At 65.1% G+C, this 15741-nt stretch carries 15 protein-coding genes; 12 read left to right on the top strand and 3 right to left on the bottom strand.

Annotated elements, in window-relative coordinates; all coding sequences use genetic code 11:
- Positions 1-13: 13 nt before the first annotated feature.
- The 4 genes from AWB77_RS14440 (at position 14) to AWB77_RS14455 (ending at position 3770) form a co-directional block, all read left to right on the top strand.
- Positions 14-910 carry a TauD/TfdA dioxygenase family protein gene (locus tag AWB77_RS14440; RefSeq protein ID WP_061135104.1) on the top strand — a complete coding sequence of 299 codons (897 nt, stop codon included), beginning with the start codon at positions 14-16 and terminating at the stop codon, positions 908-910.
- 29 nt (positions 911-939) lie between these two features.
- Positions 940-1962, top strand: a complete 1023-nt coding sequence (locus AWB77_RS14445) for an ABC transporter substrate-binding protein (protein ID WP_061135105.1) — start codon at positions 940-942, stop codon at positions 1960-1962.
- Between the two features lie 108 nt (positions 1963-2070).
- Positions 2071-2895 (top strand): ABC transporter ATP-binding protein, encoded by an 825-nt coding sequence (locus tag AWB77_RS14450; protein ID WP_061135106.1) that lies wholly within the window; start codon positions 2071-2073, stop codon positions 2893-2895.
- The gene (locus tag AWB77_RS14455) at positions 2892-3770 is read left to right on the top strand and encodes an ABC transporter permease (RefSeq protein WP_061135107.1); all 879 of its coding nucleotides are present in this window, start codon (positions 2892-2894) and stop codon (positions 3768-3770) included. Before AWB77_RS14450 ends, AWB77_RS14455 begins: the two co-directional genes overlap by 4 nt.
- A gap of 12 nt (positions 3771-3782) precedes the next feature.
- Here AWB77_RS14455 and AWB77_RS14460 read toward each other — a convergent pair whose 3' ends face one another.
- Positions 3783-4676 carry a LysR family transcriptional regulator gene (locus tag AWB77_RS14460; protein ID WP_061135108.1) on the bottom strand — a complete coding sequence of 298 codons (894 nt, stop codon included), beginning with the start codon at positions 4674-4676 and terminating at the stop codon, positions 3783-3785.
- A 108-nt stretch (positions 4677-4784) separates the two neighbouring features.
- On the opposite strand from AWB77_RS14460, the gene AWB77_RS14465 reads away from it, so the two are divergent.
- Positions 4785-5789 (top strand): aldo/keto reductase, encoded by a 1005-nt coding sequence (locus AWB77_RS14465; protein WP_061135109.1) that lies wholly within the window; start codon positions 4785-4787, stop codon positions 5787-5789.
- An 84-nt stretch (positions 5790-5873) separates the two neighbouring features.
- Entirely contained in the window at positions 5874-6686 is an 813-nt protein-coding gene (locus AWB77_RS14470) for an exodeoxyribonuclease III (protein WP_061135110.1), read from the top strand.
- Here AWB77_RS14470 and AWB77_RS14475 read toward each other — a convergent pair.
- Both AWB77_RS14475 and AWB77_RS14480 read right to left on the bottom strand, forming a co-directional pair.
- Positions 6683-7507, bottom strand: a complete 825-nt coding sequence (locus tag AWB77_RS14475) for an alpha/beta hydrolase (RefSeq protein WP_061135111.1) — start codon at positions 7505-7507, stop codon at positions 6683-6685. The two genes, AWB77_RS14470 and AWB77_RS14475, sit on opposite strands and share 4 nt — an antisense overlap.
- Positions 7508-7607: 100 nt before the next feature.
- Entirely contained in the window at positions 7608-8978 is a 1371-nt protein-coding gene (locus AWB77_RS14480; protein WP_061135112.1) for a nucleobase:cation symporter-2 family protein, read from the bottom strand.
- Positions 8979-9351: 373 nt separating this feature from the next.
- On the opposite strand from AWB77_RS14480, the gene AWB77_RS14485 reads away from it, so the two are divergent.
- From AWB77_RS14485 to AWB77_RS14510, 6 genes are all read left to right on the top strand, one after another.
- Complete coding sequence (locus AWB77_RS14485) at positions 9352-10269, top strand: STAS domain-containing protein (protein ID WP_061135113.1); 918 nt, start codon at positions 9352-9354, stop codon at positions 10267-10269.
- A gap of 62 nt (positions 10270-10331) precedes the next feature.
- A complete protein-coding gene (locus tag AWB77_RS14490; protein ID WP_061135114.1) occupies positions 10332-10691 on the top strand; it encodes an STAS domain-containing protein in 360 nt (119 codons plus the stop codon).
- Between the two features lie 21 nt (positions 10692-10712).
- The gene (locus tag AWB77_RS14495; RefSeq protein WP_061135115.1) at positions 10713-11153 is read left to right on the top strand and encodes an anti-sigma regulatory factor; all 441 of its coding nucleotides are present in this window, start codon (positions 10713-10715) and stop codon (positions 11151-11153) included.
- Positions 11138-12199, top strand: a complete 1062-nt coding sequence (locus AWB77_RS14500) for an ATP-binding SpoIIE family protein phosphatase (RefSeq protein ID WP_061135116.1) — start codon at positions 11138-11140, stop codon at positions 12197-12199. The genes AWB77_RS14495 and AWB77_RS14500 overlap by 16 nt, the downstream gene beginning before the upstream one ends.
- Entirely contained in the window at positions 12199-13923 is a 1725-nt protein-coding gene (locus AWB77_RS14505) for an ATP-binding response regulator (RefSeq protein WP_061135117.1), read from the top strand. Before AWB77_RS14500 ends, AWB77_RS14505 begins: the two co-directional genes overlap by 1 nt.
- The coding region (locus AWB77_RS14510; protein WP_061135158.1) for a hybrid sensor histidine kinase/response regulator at positions 13920-15741 on the top strand (1822 nt) is incomplete at its 3' end. The genes AWB77_RS14505 and AWB77_RS14510, both read left to right, overlap by 4 nt.

The raw sequence follows: 15741 nt of genomic DNA on the forward strand, positions 1-15741 counted from the left end.
CCATAAAGTCGACGTGACGATTCTCACTGCCCCCGCATTCGAGCAGACTGCCGCCGATCAATCCATCGAGATTCGCCCGTTCGACGCGCCGCTCGGCGCCGAAGTCATCGGGCTCGATCTGTCGAAACCGCTGTCGAATGCCGATTTCGCGCGCATCCATCGCGCGCATCTCGATCATCACGTGCTCGTGTTCCGCGATCAGCGCATCACGCCCGACGAGCAGGTTGCGTTCAGCAAGCGCTTCGGCCCGCTGCAGATTCACGTGCTGCATCAGTTCGCGCTCGCGGGACATCCGGAAGTGCTGATCGTGTCGAACATCGTAGAGAACGGCAAGCCGATCGGTCTCGGCGATGCCGGTCATTTCTGGCATTCCGATCTCTCGTACAAGGACAAGCCGAGTCTCGGTTCGATGCTGCATGCGCAAGAACTGCCCGCGACCGGCGGCGACACGCTCTTCGCCAATCAGCATCTCGCGTGGGACACATTGCCCGCGCATCTGCGCGATGCGATCGAAGGGCGCGTCGCGGAGCACACGTATCTCGCCAAATATGCCGAACTGCAAAAGCGCAGTCCGTGGCGTCCGAATCTGTCGGCGGAACAGATTGCACAAGTCAAACCGGTGACGCATCCCATCGTGCGCACGCACCCGGAAACGAAGCGTCGCGCGCTTTTCGTGAGCGAGCATTTCACGACGCGCGTGATCGGTTTGCCGGAAGACGAAAGCCGCGCGCTGCTCGCGGAACTCTTCGCGCACAGCACGAAGCCCGAGTTCGTTTACCGGCATCGGTGGCAGGCGCGCGACATGGTCTTCTGGGACAACCGCTCGGTCATGCATCTTGCAGCCGGCACGCCCGACGATGAGCGCCGCAAGCTGTATCGCACGACCATCGAAGGCGACGCGCCTTTCTAAAAAACCACTATTTCCACGGGGTTTCATCGATGCATTCTCGCAAAGGGAAGGGCGCCGCACGCGCGCTCGTCGCCGCGTTGTCGCTCGCGATCGGCGTCACGTCGGCGAACGCATATGCCGAAGGCACGCTGCGCATCGCGGAGCAATTCGGCGTCGTGTATCTGCTGCTCAATGTGGCGCGCGATCAGAAGTTCATCGAGCAGGAAGGCAAGAAGGAAGGGCTCGATATCAAGGTGGACTGGGCGAAGCTCTCGGGCGGATCGAGCGTGAACGACGCGCTGCTGTCCGGTTCCGTCGATATCGCGGCGGCGGGCGTCGGCCCGTTGCTGACGATCTGGGACCGCACGCACGGACGGCAAAACGTGAAGGGCGTCGCGTCGCTCGGCAATTTTCCGTACTACCTCGTATCGAACGATCCGCGCGTGAAGACCATCGCCGATTTCACCGACAAGGACCGCGTCGCGGTGCCGGCGGTCGGCGTGTCAGTGCAGTCGCGCATCCTGCAATACGCGGCAGCGAAGCAATGGGGCGACAAGGAATACAACCGCCTCGACAAGCTCACGCAAGCGGTGCCGCATCCGGATGCGGCGGCGGCGCTGATTGCGGGCGGCACGGAGATCAACGCGCATTTCGGCAATCCGCCGTTCCAGCAGCAGGAACTCGCAGGCAATCCGAAAGCGCATATCGTGCTCAATTCGTACGATGTGCTCGGCGGTCCCAGTTCCGCGACGGTGCTCTACGCCACCGAGAAATTCCGCAACGAGAATCCTAAGACGTATCGCGCGTTCGTCGCCGGTCTCGCCGATGCCGCGCGCTATGTCACGCAGCATCCCGAACAGGCCGCCGATATCTATTTGCGCGTGAACGGCGCGAAGATCGATCGCGATCTGCTCATCAAGGTCATCAAGGATCCGTCGGTGCAATTCAAGGTCGCGCCGCAGAACACGTTCGCGCTCGCGCAGTTCATGCATCGCGTGGGCGTCATCAAGAACGAGCCGAAGTCGTGGCAGGACTACTTTTTTACCGATCCCGCGACGAAGGACGGAAGCTGAAGCGCAACCCGTACTTATCGCCGATCGCGCATTGGATATTCGCATCGATTGGTTCGCTTATATGCCGCGCGCCGTTATCGTGTGCGTTTGCCCCTTAGCACACAGAACATGGCTGCCAATCCTCAGGCGCTCTACGCGCACGAAGCCGGTCGCGACGCCGCGACGAGCGGCAAGCTGCTCAGCGCGAAGAACGTGACGCTCGAATACCGCACGCCCGAGCGGCTCGTGCGCGCGACGCACGACGTCAGCTTCGATGTCTACGGCGCCGACCGCTTCGTGCTGCTCGGGCCGTCGGGCTGCGGAAAGTCGACGCTGCTGAAGGCCGTCGCGGGTTTCATCGAGCCGGTCGCGGGCAGCATCGAAATAGGCGGCGAGCGCGTGCGCGGGCCCGGCGCGGATCGCATCGTCGTATTTCAGGAATTCGATCAGTTGCCGCCGTGGAAGACCGTCGTGCAGAACGTCGCGTTTCCGCTGCGCGCCGCGCGCAAGCTCGGCCGCGCCGAAGCACGCGAGCGCGCGCTGCATTATCTCGACAAGGTCGGCCTCGCCAAATTCGCCGATGCCTATCCGCACACGCTGTCGGGCGGCATGAAGCAGCGCGTCGCCATCGCCCGCGCGCTCGCGATGCAGCCGCGCGTGCTCCTGATGGATGAGCCCTTCGCCGCGCTCGATGCGCTCACGCGGCGCCGCATGCAGGAAGAGCTTCTGCGGCTATGGAGCGACGAGCGCTTCACGTTGTTGTTCGTCACACATTCGATCGAGGAGGCGCTCATCGTCGGCAATCGCATTCTGTTGCTGACGCCGCATCCGGGACGCGTGCGCGCCGAACTGAACAGTCATCAATACACGCAGGAAAGCATGGGCCGCGGAGAGTTTCAGCAAAGCGTCGCGCGCATTCATCGTCTGCTGTTCGAAGAGGAGAGCGCGCTGTGAGTACACCGCATCTGATCGCGCCGCCCGTTCGGCCCGAATACGAAGTCGCGCCCGCCGCGCTCGCCAGCGTCGAACATGAAGCGCCGCTGCCGCTCACGAAGCGGCTCGCGGATCGCTCGTGGCTGCGCAAGTCGATCATCGCGCTCGTGCTGATCGCGTTGTGGGAGATCGCCGCGCGCGCCGTCGATAACGATCTCCTGCTGCCCACGTTCAGTGCGACCTTTATTGCGTTCGTGCAGGGTATCGCGTCGGGTGAGTTGATCGAGAAGATCGGTATTTCGATGTCCGTACTATTGCGCGGTTACGCGCTCGGCGCGGCGCTCGCGTTCGTGCTGACATCGCTCGCGGTATCGACGCGCATCGGCCGAGACATCCTTTCGATGCTCACCGCGATGTTCAATCCGCTGCCGTCCATCGCGCTGCTGCCGCTCGCGTTGCTGTGGTTCGGACTCGGCACGGGCAGCCTGCTGTTCGTGCTCGTGCATTCGGTGTTGTGGCCGCTCGCGCTCAACACGTATGCGGGCTTTCAGGCGGTGCCGACGACCTTGCGCATGACGGGCCGCAACTACGGGCTCAACGGCATGCGTCATGTGATGCTGATTCTCGTGCCCGCCGCGTTGCCGTCGATTCTCGCGGGCTTGCGCGTGGGCTGGGCGTTCGCATGGCGCACGCTGATCGCGGCGGAACTCGTGTTCGGCGCGAGTTCGGGCAAGGGCGGTCTTGGCTGGTACATCTTCCAGAACCGCAACGAGCTTTATACGGATCGCGTGTTCGCGGGCCTCGCGGCGGTCATCGTGATCGGGCTCGCGGTCGAGCATCTCGTCTTCGATACGATCGAGCGCGTAACCGTGCGACGCTGGGGCGTGCAGCAATGAGCGGGACTCGATCTATTCTTCGGCACGAATGAAGTCGATGAACGCGCGCAACGGTCCCGGCATGTGCGCGCGGCTCGGATAGTAAAGACGCGGACCGGTGAAACTCTGCCACCACGGTTTGAGCACCGGCACGAGCGCGCCGTCGTCGATGGCTTCGCGCATGAATTCATCGAATGTATAGACGATGCCGAGTCCCGCGATGGCCGCGCTCCGGCTGATCTCGATCGACGATGTCACCAGTGGTCCTTCCGGCGCGATGCGTATCGCGTCCTTGCCGCGGATGAATTCCCACACGGCCAGCACGCCGCTGTCGAAGCGATGGCCGATGCAAGCGTGATTCACGAGCTCGCGCGGATGCTTCGGCTCGCCGTGCGCGGCAAGATACGCGGGCGACGCGACCGCGACGAAGCGTTGCGTGCGCGGCCCGATGGGCACCGCGATCATGTCGCGCTCGATGCGCTCGTCGTAGCGGATGCCTGCATCGAAACCGGCGGCGAGCACGTCGATGAACGTATCGCTCGCGCTGATCTCCAGCTTGATGCCCGGATGCGCCGCAAGAAACCGCGCGACGATCGGCGGCAGTATTTCGCGCGACACGATGCGCGGCACGTTCAGGCGCAGCGTGCCGGTCGGGCTGTCGCGAAAGCCGTTGACGGCATCGAGCGCGCCCGCGATATCCGCGAACGCGGGCGCAAGCCGTTCGATGAGCCGCTCGCCCGCTTCGGTCGGCGTGACACTGCGTGTCGTGCGATTCAGGAGCCGCACGCCGAGGCGCGTTTCGAGCCGGCGTATCGCCTCGCTCAACGACGACGCCGACACGCCGCGCAACAGCGCCGCCTGCCTGAAGCCGCGCGAACGCGCGACCGCCAGGAACGCGTGAAGATCCGACAGATCCGGCTCGCTCATATCTCACTCACTGTTCGCCAGGGCGCACAGCCCATTCGTATTGAAGTGGATTATCGCACGCGAGGTTTGCTTCCATAATCGTCTCCATTCCTCAAGGAGAGAACGAACATGGAACAACGCAGACTCGGCAGAACAGGACCGCAGACGGCAGCGATCGGCCTCGGATGTATGGGCATGTCGGGCATGTACGGGCCGTCGGATCGCGCGGAAAGCATCGCGACGATACACGCGGCGCTCGAAGCGGGCGTGACGCTGCTCGACACCGGCGACTTCTACGGCATGGGCCACAACGAAATGCTGATCGGCGAGGCCTTGCGAAGCGCGCCGCCTTCGCGCCGCGACTCGGCGATTCTCAGCGTGAAGTTCGGCGGCATGCGCGATCCGGCGGGCAGGTTCATCGGCTTCGACGCGCGGCCTGCTGCCGTGAAGAATGCGCTCGCGTACACGTTGCAGCGGCTGGGCGTCGAGCATATCGACATCTACCGGCCCGCGCGGCTCGATGCGAGCGTGCCCGTCGAAGAGACGGTCGGCAGCATCGTCGAGATGATCGATGCGGGTTATGTGCGCCACGTCGGATTGTCCGAAGTAGGCGCAGATACGATACGCCGCGCCGCGGCCGTGCATCCGGTTGTCGACTTGCAGATCGAATATTCGCTGATTTCGCGCGGTCTCGAAGAGTCGATTCTTCCGGCATGCCGCGAACTCGGCATCGCGATCACGGCGTATGGCGTGCTGTCGCGCGGACTCATCAGCGGACACTGGACGAAGGACGCCGCGCAATCGGGCGACTGGCGCGCGAACAGTCCGCGCTTTCAGCAAGGCAACGTCGAACGCAATCTCGCGCTCGTCGATGCACTGCGCACGATCGCCGATGCGAAGGGCGTGAGCGTCGCGCAGATCGCGATCGCGTGGGTGCTCGCGCAGGGCGACGACATCGTTCCCGTCATCGGCGCGCGGCGTCGCGACAGGCTGACGGAATCGCTCGGCGCGCTCGAGGTCACGCTCACGCGCGACGAACTCGCCGCGATCGAAGCGGCGGTGCCCAAAGGCGCCGCGGCAGGCGATCGCTACGAAGCCGTGCAGATGGCGCATCTCGACAGCGAGAAGAAGTAAGCGTGCATCGTGCGGTGATTGCGATGACGGGGCTCGACGCGGCACGCAAACTGCGACGCGTGTAGCATCGATCCCCATTCACCGATGGAGACACGCCGAGTGAAAATCGCGACCTTCAACATCAACGGCATTCGTCCGCGGCTCGACGCGCTGCTGACATGGCTCGAGCGCGAATCGCCGGATATCGTGTGTCTGCAGGAACTGAAAGCGACGGACGCGCAGTTTCCCGCCGATGCCATCGCGAACGCGGGCTATGGCGCGCTGTGGCACGGGCAGCAATCGTGGAACGGCGTGGCGATTCTCGCGAAGGATGCCGAGCCGGTGCTGAGCCGGCGCGGCCTTCCCGGTTACGAGGACGACACGCACAGCCGTTATATCGAGGCGGCCGTGGGCGGCTTGCTGATCGGCTGTCTGTATCTTCCGAACGGCAATCCGCGGCCTGGCCCGAAGTTCAATTACAAGCTCGAATGGTTCGCGCGTTTCAATGCGCACGCGAAGGCGTTGTTCGCGAGCGGCCATCCTGTCGTGCTCGCGGGCGATTACAACGTCGTGCCGACCGACGAGGACATCTACAACACGCGCTCGTGGCTGAAAGACGCGCTGCTGCAGCCCGAAAGCCGCGCGGCGTACGCGGACCTGCTCGCGCAAGGCTGGACCGATGCGCTGCGCAAGCAATTTCCCGATGAGCGCATCTATACCTTCTGGGACTACTTCCGCAATCACTGGCAGACGAACTCGGGCCTGCGCATCGATCATATTCTGCTGAGCCGCGATCTCGCGAAGAAGCTGGAGAGCGCCGGCGTAGATAAATGGGTGCGCGGCGAGCCGCATGCGAGCGATCATGCGCCGACGTGGATCACGCTGAAGTCCGGGCGTGCGCGCAGGAAGGCGTCTTAGGCTTTTAGCGGGTCGCGCGCGGGATGCAGCGAAGCGAGGAAGCGCATGACGTGTTCGCGGCCGCCCATCGTCCATACGTCGAGATGATCGGCGTCTTCGATGAGCGCGAGATGTTTGTCGCCGCGTGCCGCATCGAAGAGACGCCGGAAGTGCGCGGGCGGGATCACGCCGTCTTTCGTGCCGCCGTAGATCAGCACGGGCGCATCGACCGATGCGATTTTTGCGAGGCTTTCGTAGCGGTCACGAGCGAGCAGGCGCACCGGAAAGAGCCAGAAGCGTTTCGCCGCGACATCGACGATGCTCGTGAACGGCGCTTCGAGCATGAGCGCCTCGATCCTGACTTCGCTCGCGAGTTGCACGGCGACGCCCGAGCCAAGCGAGTAACCGTGCAGCACGATACGCGATGAATGCGCGGCGGCATAGGCGTAGGCGGCGCGGGCATCGGCATAGAGGCCCGCTTCGTGCGGCCGGCCGGGATTGCCGCCATAGCCGCGATATTCGGCGAGCAGCACGCCGTAGCCCGCATCGATCATCTCCAGCGCGATATGGCCGCGCTGGGCGAGGTCTTCGCCATTGCCGTGAAAGAGGATGACCGTCGGCGCGGTGTCGTCGGACGGCGCCTTGTAGCGCACGGTGAGTTCGAGGTCGTCTTCGGTCCGGATGCCGATTCGCTCGGTGCGCGCTTCGAGTTCGGCGTTCTTGAAGGCTTCGATCTGTTCCAGCGGATAGACGAGCCGTCCTTGCAGCCAGTAGAGGCCGGCGAGCGCAACGGCGTACATCAGGGCGATGGCGGCAAGGAGAAGCCAGAGGACTTCGCGCATGGGTGGGTCGGCGGCGGCTTGGGGTTCTTGTATGTTAATGGCTGCGCGCGATTCGATTCGTGCGCCAGCCGTACAAAAACCCGCGCATTGCTCCTTCACCTCACTCCCTTACATCCACCTCCCCCTGCCGCAAGCTCAGCGGCATCTCCGCCGCGATCTCCTTCTGCACGTCATCCGCTCCCCGCCCGCGATTGAACAACGCATTCAGCAGGATCGCGAACACCGCCGCGAGCGTAATTCCGCTATGCGTAAGCGGCCCGGCCCACGCCGGCATTTGCGCGAAGAACGTCGGCGCGACGAGCGGAATCACGCCCACGCCGAGACTGATCGCGATGATGAGCAGGTTGTTCTTGTTGTCGAAATCGACCTTGCTCAGGATCTTCACGCCGGTCGCCGCGACCATGCCGAACATCGCGATGCCCGCGCCGCCGAGCACGACCACCGGAATCGATGCGATCAGATTCGAAAGCTTCGGCAGCAGCCCAAGCAGAAGCAGAATCACGCCCGACACCGCGACCACCCAGCGGCTCTTCACGCCCGTGATGCCCACGAGCCCGATGTTCTGCGAAAACGACGAATGCGGAAACGTATTGAAGATGCCGCCGATCACCGTGCCGAGACCGTCGGTGCGCAGTCCGCGCGTCGCATCGTTGCGCGACACGGGACGCATCGCGAGTTCGCCGAGCGCGAGAAACATGCCGAGCGATTCCACCATGATGACGACCATCACGAGACACAGCGACGCGATCGCCGCAATGTCGAAAGTCGGCATGCCGAACGCAAATGGCCGCACCGGCGCGAACCACGCGGCCTGTCCGACGCCCGCGAAATCGACGAAGCCGAGCGGCAGCGCGATCAGAAAGCCGATCGCCATGCCGAGCAGCACCGATATATTCGCGATGAAGCCTTTCAGATACTTGTTGATGAGCAGAATCGCGAGCAGCACGACGGCCGCGATCATCAGGTTGCGCGGTTCGCCGAAATTCGGTGCGCCGCGTCCGCCGCCCGCCCAGCTGATCGCCACCGGAAAAAGCGTCATGCCGATGGTCAGAATGATCGTGCCCGTGACGATCGGCGGAAAAAAGCGCATCAGCCGCCCGAAGAACGGCGCGATCAGGACGGCGAACACGCCCGCCGCGATCGTCGCGCCGAAGATCGCGGGCAGCCCCGCGCCGGATGACGCCATCGCGACCATCGGTCCGACCGGCGCGAAACTCACGCCCATGATGACCGGCAGGCGAATCCCGAACTTCCACACGCCGATGCATTGCACCAGCGTGACGAGCCCGCACGCGAAGAGATCGGAACTGATCAGGAACGCGACCTGATCCTTCGGCAGCTTCAGCGCCGCGCCGATGATGAGCGGCACCGCGATCGCGCCCGCGTACATCACGAGCACGTGCTGAATGCCGACCGCGAGCATCTGGCCGATGGGCAGCACTTCGTCGACGGGATGAATCGTTTGGGACATGTGCGCTCCGGCGGCTCGATTGAGGGTGTTGTCGGTCGCCCGAGTATTGCATCGCGCATCGGCCGAAAAAATATTCCAGCCGCTATACAGGGCATCGGACGCACGCGCGCGCCGGCAGGACTTTTGACCGGACTTTGTCCAACCTCGGCGCACGATCGGCAGCATTTGCCGATCCGCGCGCCCCGTATCCTGTGCACGGCGAATTAATCGGCGGATCCCTTGCGCTGTAAGGCTTACCGGGCTGTCGAATTTCGGGATGGCGTGCTACATTCCGAGCGCCTTGCATTGCTTCGTTGCGACTGCGCTCGCGGCAACGCAACCAACAAGCATCGGGTCGAACGCCCGATAACATCATTCGCACAGGGATCTCGGCATGGAAATGGTCGGCGGAATGCGGCTTGCGCAGCTGTTCACCAGCAATCAGGAACAACTGCTCGCGGACTGGCTTCCGCAGCAGCACGCGATCGCATCGCGGCGCGGGCTCGTCGGCGAAGCAGAGTTGCGCAATCAGTTCTCGCAATTCGTCTCGCTGCTCGTGACGGCGTTGGGCGCGTCCGAGCGCGTGGATTTCAAGTCGCCCGCGTGGCAGGAAGTGCGCGCGTTTCTCGCGGAGATGTCCACGTTGCGCGCGCGTCAGGGTTTCTCGCCCGTCGAGACCGCGATGTTCGTGTTCTCGCTCAAGCAGCCGCTCTTCGCGCGCCTGCGCGAGACGCTCGGCAACGATGTAGCCACCCTTGCCGATCTCAACTGGGTCATCAGCACGCTCTTCGACGAACTCGGCCTCTACACGACCGAAGTGTTCCAGGCGAGCCGCGAGCAGGTCATCGTGCGCCAGCAGCAGGAACTGCTCGAACTGTCGACGCCCGTCGTGCAGTTGTGGGACGGCATTCTCGCGCTGCCGCTCATCGGCACGCTCGATTCCGCGCGCACGCAGGTCGTGATGGAGAACCTGCTGCAGAAGATCGTCGAAACGGGCGCGGCCATCGCGATCATCGACATTACCGGCGTGCCGACCGTCGATACGCTCGTCGCGCAACATCTGCTGAAGACCGTCGCGGCGGCGCGTCTGATGGGCGCGGATTGCATCATCAGCGGCATTCGTCCGCAGATCGCGCAGACCATCGTGCATCTCGGCGTGAACCTCTCGAACGTCACGACCAAGGCGACGCTCGCGGCGGCCTTCGTCATCGCGCTGCAGCGCACGGGCAAGTCGGTGACGGCGGGGCTCGCGCAGGAAGCGGCCCGCGGCGGCCGCGCGAGCGACGGCTTCGATTCGCTGCAACCGGAATGACGGCGCCCGCCGCCATGTCCGGCACGCATCGAACGCAACGCGACTGAACGGGGTTTCAAGCGATGGAACGCATTCCGATTCTCACGATGGGCAAGCTTCTGCTCGTCACCATTCAGGTCGACATGCACGACCGGCTCGCGCTCGCGCTGCAGGACGATCTGACGAGCCGCATCGTGAAGGACGGCGCGCGCGGCGTGCTGATCGACATTTCCTCGCTCGACGTGGTCGATTCCTTCATCGGACGGATGATCGGCAACACGGCCGCGATGGCCCGCGTGCTCGACGCCGAGACGGTGGTCGTCGGCATGCAGCCTTCGGTCGCGATCACGCTGGTCGAACTCGGCCTCACGCTCTCCGGCGTGCGTACCGCGCTCAACGTGGAAAAGGGCATGGCGCTCCTTTCGCGGGGCGGCACGGCCTGACGGCCGCATGCGAACGACTCCATGACGATCTACCACTCCACAGCCGCGCCGACGTCCTCGTCGCAGCCCGACACCCTGCCCATCCGCAACGACGAGCAGATCGTGCGGCTGCGCCAGTTCGTGCGCGAAAAGGCAGTCGCGCAAGGCCTGTCTCTCATCGACCAGACGAAGTTCGTGACGGCGGCGAGCGAGCTGGCACGCAACACGCTGATCTACGGTGGCGGCGGCGACGCGCATTGCTATGTCGTCGAACGTAACGGCCGGCGCGGTCTCAAACTCGAATTCGTCGACAACGGCCCCGGCATTCCGGATATCCCGCGCGCGCTCTCCGACGGCTTCACGTCGGGCAGCGGTCTCGGGCTCGGTCTCGGCGGCGCAAAACGCCTGTGCGATGAATTCGACATCCGCTCGGCGCCCGGTGAAGGCACGCACGTATCAATTACCAAATGGAAACCGTTCTGAAGGAATCGATGGCCGCGCAGCAGCGCTACGAGATCGCCGAGGCGAGCCAGATCGCCTTCGCGCGGCGCGCGGTCGGCGAGCTCGCGCGCGGACTCGGTTTCAACGAGACGGCCGCGGGCGAACTCGCGATCGTCGTCACCGAATGCGGCACCAACCTGCTGAAGCACGCGCAACAGGGCGAACTGCTCGTGCGCGCGCTCGTCGATCGCGGCGACGCAGCCCTGCGCTACGGCATCGAAGTGCTGTGCATCGACAGCGGGCCGGGCATTCACGATCTGCATCGCTGTTTCGAGGACGGCTACACGACGGCGGGCAGTCCTGGCAACGGCATGGGCGCAATCGAGCGTCTTTCCGACGAGCTCGACATCTGGAGCGCGCCGGGGCGCGGCACGGTGCTGCGCGTCGTGTTCTGGAACGCGCCCGGCCCGGCGAACCCAGGCGCGCGCCAACTGACTTACGGCGTAGTGAATCTGCCGCTGCAAAGCGAAACCGTCAGCGGCGATGCCTGGTCCGTGCACGCGCGCGACGGCGATTTCACCGTGCTCGTCGCCGATGGCCTCGGTCACGGGCCGCTTGCAAATGTCGCGGCGATCGAGGCCGCCAAAGTGCTCGCCCCGAACGGCGACCAGACGCTCGAGCGCATCATGGATGCCGCCAACGAAGCGCTGCGCCCGACGCGCGGCGCGGCCGTCGGCATCGCGCGCATGCCGGCGCTCGCATCGGCGGCGGGTTCGTCGGTGAGCTTTGCAGGCATCGGCAATATTGCCGCGAGCGTGTGGACGGAAAGCACGCACAAGCATCTCGTGTCGCACAGCGGCATCGTCGGGCATTCGCCGCGCCGCGCGCAGATTTTCGACGTGCCCTATGCGCCGAACGCGCTCGTCGTGCTGCATTCGGACGGGCTCACCTCGCGCTGGGATCTCGCGCGTTATCCGGGTCTCGCGCTGCGGCATCCGGCGCTCGTCGCGGCCGTGCTGTATCGCGATTTCGCGCGCGGACGCGACGACGTCACCGTGTTCGTCGCCCGCGCGGCCGGAGGCGCGTGATGGCGCACCCGCTCTGCGCGATGCGCATCGATCACGAACGCGACATCATCGCCGCGCGTGTGAAGGCGCGCGACGCGAGCGCGGCGCTCGGCTTCTCGCCGCAGGATCAGACGCGCATTTCGACTTCCGTACTCGAAGCCGCGCGCACGGTGCTGATCGCAGGACAGGCGGCGCGCGCGGAATTTCTCGTCGATGACGCCATGTATCCGCCGCGTTTCGTCGTCCGCTTTCTGGCGGGCGCGGGCGCGCACGAGCGTCTGCGCGCGATGCGCAACGACAACTCGCAAGCCGCGCTCGGCCTGCTCGCGGCGCAGCGTCTGATGGACCAGTGCGCCATCGCCGACGAAGCGGACGGCGCCACGTCGATCTCGCTCGCGAAGGCTCTGCCCGAAGGCGCGGCGTGCGATGTGCAGGCGGCGAGAGACGTGTTGTCGCGCCAGCCGGGCGACGACACCGCGGCGGAACTGCAACGTCAGAACCGCGAGCTGATCGCGGCGCTCGCCGATCTGCGCGAGCGTCAGGAAGAACTCACGCGTCTCACGCGCGAACTCGAGGACACGAATCGCGGCGTCGTCGCGCTCTATGCGGAACTCGATGCGCGCGCCGATCATCTGCGTCGCGCGGACGAATCGAAGTCGCGCTTCCTGTCGAACATGAGTCACGAGTTCCGCACGCCGCTGTCGTCGATCCGCGCGCTCTCGAAGCTGCTGCTCGAACGTATCGACGGCGAGCTCACGGAAGAGCAGGAAAAGCAGGTGCGCTTCATCCGCAAGGCGGCCGAGGACCTGTCCGAAACGGTCGACGATCTGCTCGATCTCGCGAAGATCGAAGCGGGCAAGATCGAAGTGCGCCCCGCCGAGTTCGAAGTCGATACCTTGTTTTCCGCACTGCGCGGGATGTTGCGGCCGCTGTCGCCAGGCGGCGCGGTGGAACTCGTGTTCGAATCGTGCGAAGGGCTGCCGCCGATTCGCACCGACGAAGCGAAGGTCGCGCAAGTCCTGCGCAACTTCGTGTCGAACGCGCTCAAGTTCACCGAGCGCGGCGAAGTGCGCGTCGCGGCGAGCTATGACGAAGCGCGCCGGCTCATCACGTTTTCCGTCAGCGATACGGGCATCGGCATCGCGCCCGAGCATCAGCAGGTCGTGTTCGAAGAGTTCGGCCAGGTCGAGAACCGTCTCCAGCAATACGTGAAGGGCACGGGTCTCGGCTTGCCGCTCTGCCGCAAGCTGTGCAAGCTGCTCGGCGGCGATGTGTCGCTCGTGAGCGAAGTCGCGCGCGGCTCGACCTTTAGTGCGACGATTCCGGCGGATTACGGCGCGGACGTCGACGCCGCGCATCACGCAGCGAGCGATACGCGCCCGGCTGTGCTGATCGTCGCGAGCAATCCGATCGAGCGGCTCGACTGCGAAGCCGCGCTGCGCGAGTCGCCGTATCGCGCGATGAACGCCGCGACGCTCGACGAGGCGAGCCGGCTGCTTGCGCGCACGCAGCCCGCCGCGTTGCTGCTCGCGGTGCGGCCCGCGCCCTCGGAAGCGTGGACCTGGCTTGCTGCGCTGCGCGCGCAGGCGGCGACGCGCAGCATTCCGATCGTCGTGCTCGGTGAAGAAGAGGATCGCAACGAGGCGCAGGCGCTGGGTGCGTCCGCGTTCATCGCCAAGCCGGTGGGCGGTGGCGAAATGCCGGGCGTGCTGGACGCGATGACGGGCAAGGGACGACCATCATGACAAGCGACTGGAACGGGGTGCTGATCCTCAACGTCGACGACAACGACGGCGCGCGTTATGCGAAAACGCGCATCCTGTCGCGCGCGGGCTTCAACGTGATCGAAGCGGCGACGGGCACCGCCGCGCTCGAACGCGTGCGCGGCGAGGCGCCCGATCTCGTGCTGCTCGACGTGAAGCTGCCCGACATCAACGGTCTCGAAGTGTGCCGGCAGATCAAGGCGTCGGCGGAGACGTCGGGCACGCTCGTGTTGCAGACATCGGCGGCGGCGGTGCATAGCCTCGATCGCATCCGCGGTCTCGAAGGCGGCGCGGACAGCTATCTGACCGAGCCCGTCGAGCCGGCGGAACTGATCGCGCATGTGCGCGCGCTGTTGCGCGTGCGGCTCGCGGAAAACGCGCTGCGTGAAAGCGAGGAGCGCTTTCGCCAGCTCGCGGAAAATATCGACGATGTGTTCTGGATGCTCGACCCCGCATCCGGCGAACTGCTCTACGTGAGCCCCGCCTACGCGCGTCTCTTCGATACGGGCGGCGGCGCGCCCGCGCCCGTGCCCGGCCCCGATCACTGGTCCGGCGACATTCTTCCGCTCGACCGCGAGCACGTCGCCGAAGCATATAGGCAATTGCTCGCGAACGGCACGCCGTATCAGGTCGAATACCGCATCGTGCGTGCGAGCGGCGGTCCGCGCTGGGTCGCGGAACGCGCGTTCCAGGTGCGCGGTGCGGCGGGTCATCCCGCGCGGCCGTATCGCATCGCGGGCATCGTCAACGACATCTCCGAGCGCAAGGCCGCCGAACTGCTGCTGCGCGAAGCGGACCGCCGCAAGGACGAGTTTCTCGCGATGCTCGCGCACGAACTGCGCAATCCGCTCGCGCCGATCCGCAATGCCGTCGATCTGCTCGATCCCGATCGCGAGCAGTCCGTGCAGCACTTCGCAACCGTGCGCGCGATCATCGACAGACAAGTGCGTCACCTGAGCCGGCTCGTCGACGATCTGCTCGACGTCGCGCGCATCACGCAGGGCAAGATCACGCTACGCGAGGAACCGGTCGATCTCGCGGCGGCGATTGCGGCCGCCATCGAGACCGTGCAGCCCGCGCTCGACAGAAAGCGGCACAAGCTCACGGTGAAGCTGCCGGATGCGCCGCTTTACATCGTCGGCGACAACGTGCGGATCGCGCAGGTCTTCGGCAATCTGCTGTCGAACGCGTCGAAGTACAGTCTCGAAGACGGCGAGGTCGCGATCGAAACGGAACAGTTTGGCGACGAAGTGCGCGTCACCGTGCGCGACCGCGGCATCGGCATCGCGCCGGACATGCTGCCGCATATCTTCGATCTCTTCGTGCAGTCGGAGACGTCGCTCGAACGCTCGGAAGGCGGGCTCGGCATCGGGCTGCCTCTGGCGAAAACGCTCGTCGAATTACAGGGCGGACGTATCGAAGCATTCTCATCGGGGCCGCAGACAGGCAGCGAGTTCGTCGTGTGGCTGCCGCTCGCGCGCGACGCGCAAGTGGCCGCGCAGGGCGTCGCGCCGCTGCCCGCGAACGTGAGCGCCGGAAAGCGCGTCTTGCTCGTCGATGACAGCGTGGACGCCGCAACCGCGATGGCGCTGCTGCTCGAGGCGGACGGCTTCGACGTGCGTACCGCGCACGATGCGATCGAAGCGCTCGCGCTCTCGGAAGTGTTCGCGCCGCAGATCGTGCTGCTCGATATCGCGTGGCCTTGCTCGATCCCGACGGCAATCCGGCTGAAGAAGGCGAAATCGCGCTCGCGCTCGATCCCGCCGAAATCGCCGCCGCGATTCTTTTCCTGGCGACCGA

The organism is Caballeronia fortuita (assembly GCF_001544835.2).
GTDB classification, from domain to species: domain Bacteria; phylum Pseudomonadota; class Gammaproteobacteria; order Burkholderiales; family Burkholderiaceae; genus Caballeronia; species Caballeronia fortuita.

What these genes read in the sequence shown, in the direction of transcription:
- AWB77_RS14445 (WP_061135105.1), top strand. Translation starts at nt 940, where the DNA reads ATGCATTCTCGCAAAGGGAAGGGCGCCGCACGCGCGCTCGTCGCCGCG.
- AWB77_RS14450 (WP_061135106.1), top strand. Translation starts at nt 2,071, where the DNA reads ATGGCTGCCAATCCTCAGGCGCTCTACGCGCACGAAGCCGGTCGCGAC.
- AWB77_RS14460 (WP_061135108.1), bottom strand. Translation starts at nt 4,676, where the DNA reads ATGAGCGAGCCGGATCTGTCGGATCTTCACGCGTTCCTGGCGGTCGCG.
- AWB77_RS14465 (WP_061135109.1), top strand. Translation starts at nt 4,785, where the DNA reads ATGGAACAACGCAGACTCGGCAGAACAGGACCGCAGACGGCAGCGATC.
- AWB77_RS14470 (WP_061135110.1), top strand. Translation starts at nt 5,874, where the DNA reads ATGGAGACACGCCGAGTGAAAATCGCGACCTTCAACATCAACGGCATT.
- AWB77_RS14475 (WP_061135111.1), bottom strand. Translation starts at nt 7,507, where the DNA reads ATGCGCGAAGTCCTCTGGCTTCTCCTTGCCGCCATCGCCCTGATGTAC.
- AWB77_RS14480 (WP_061135112.1), bottom strand. Translation starts at nt 8,978, where the DNA reads ATGTCCCAAACGATTCATCCCGTCGACGAAGTGCTGCCCATCGGCCAG.
- AWB77_RS14485 (WP_061135113.1), top strand. Translation starts at nt 9,352, where the DNA reads ATGGAAATGGTCGGCGGAATGCGGCTTGCGCAGCTGTTCACCAGCAAT.
- AWB77_RS14490 (WP_061135114.1), top strand. Translation starts at nt 10,332, where the DNA reads ATGGAACGCATTCCGATTCTCACGATGGGCAAGCTTCTGCTCGTCACC.
- AWB77_RS14495 (WP_061135115.1), top strand. Translation starts at nt 10,713, where the DNA reads ATGACGATCTACCACTCCACAGCCGCGCCGACGTCCTCGTCGCAGCCC.
- AWB77_RS14500 (WP_061135116.1), top strand. Translation starts at nt 11,138, where the DNA reads ATGGAAACCGTTCTGAAGGAATCGATGGCCGCGCAGCAGCGCTACGAG.
- AWB77_RS14505 (WP_061135117.1), top strand. Translation starts at nt 12,199, where the DNA reads ATGGCGCACCCGCTCTGCGCGATGCGCATCGATCACGAACGCGACATC.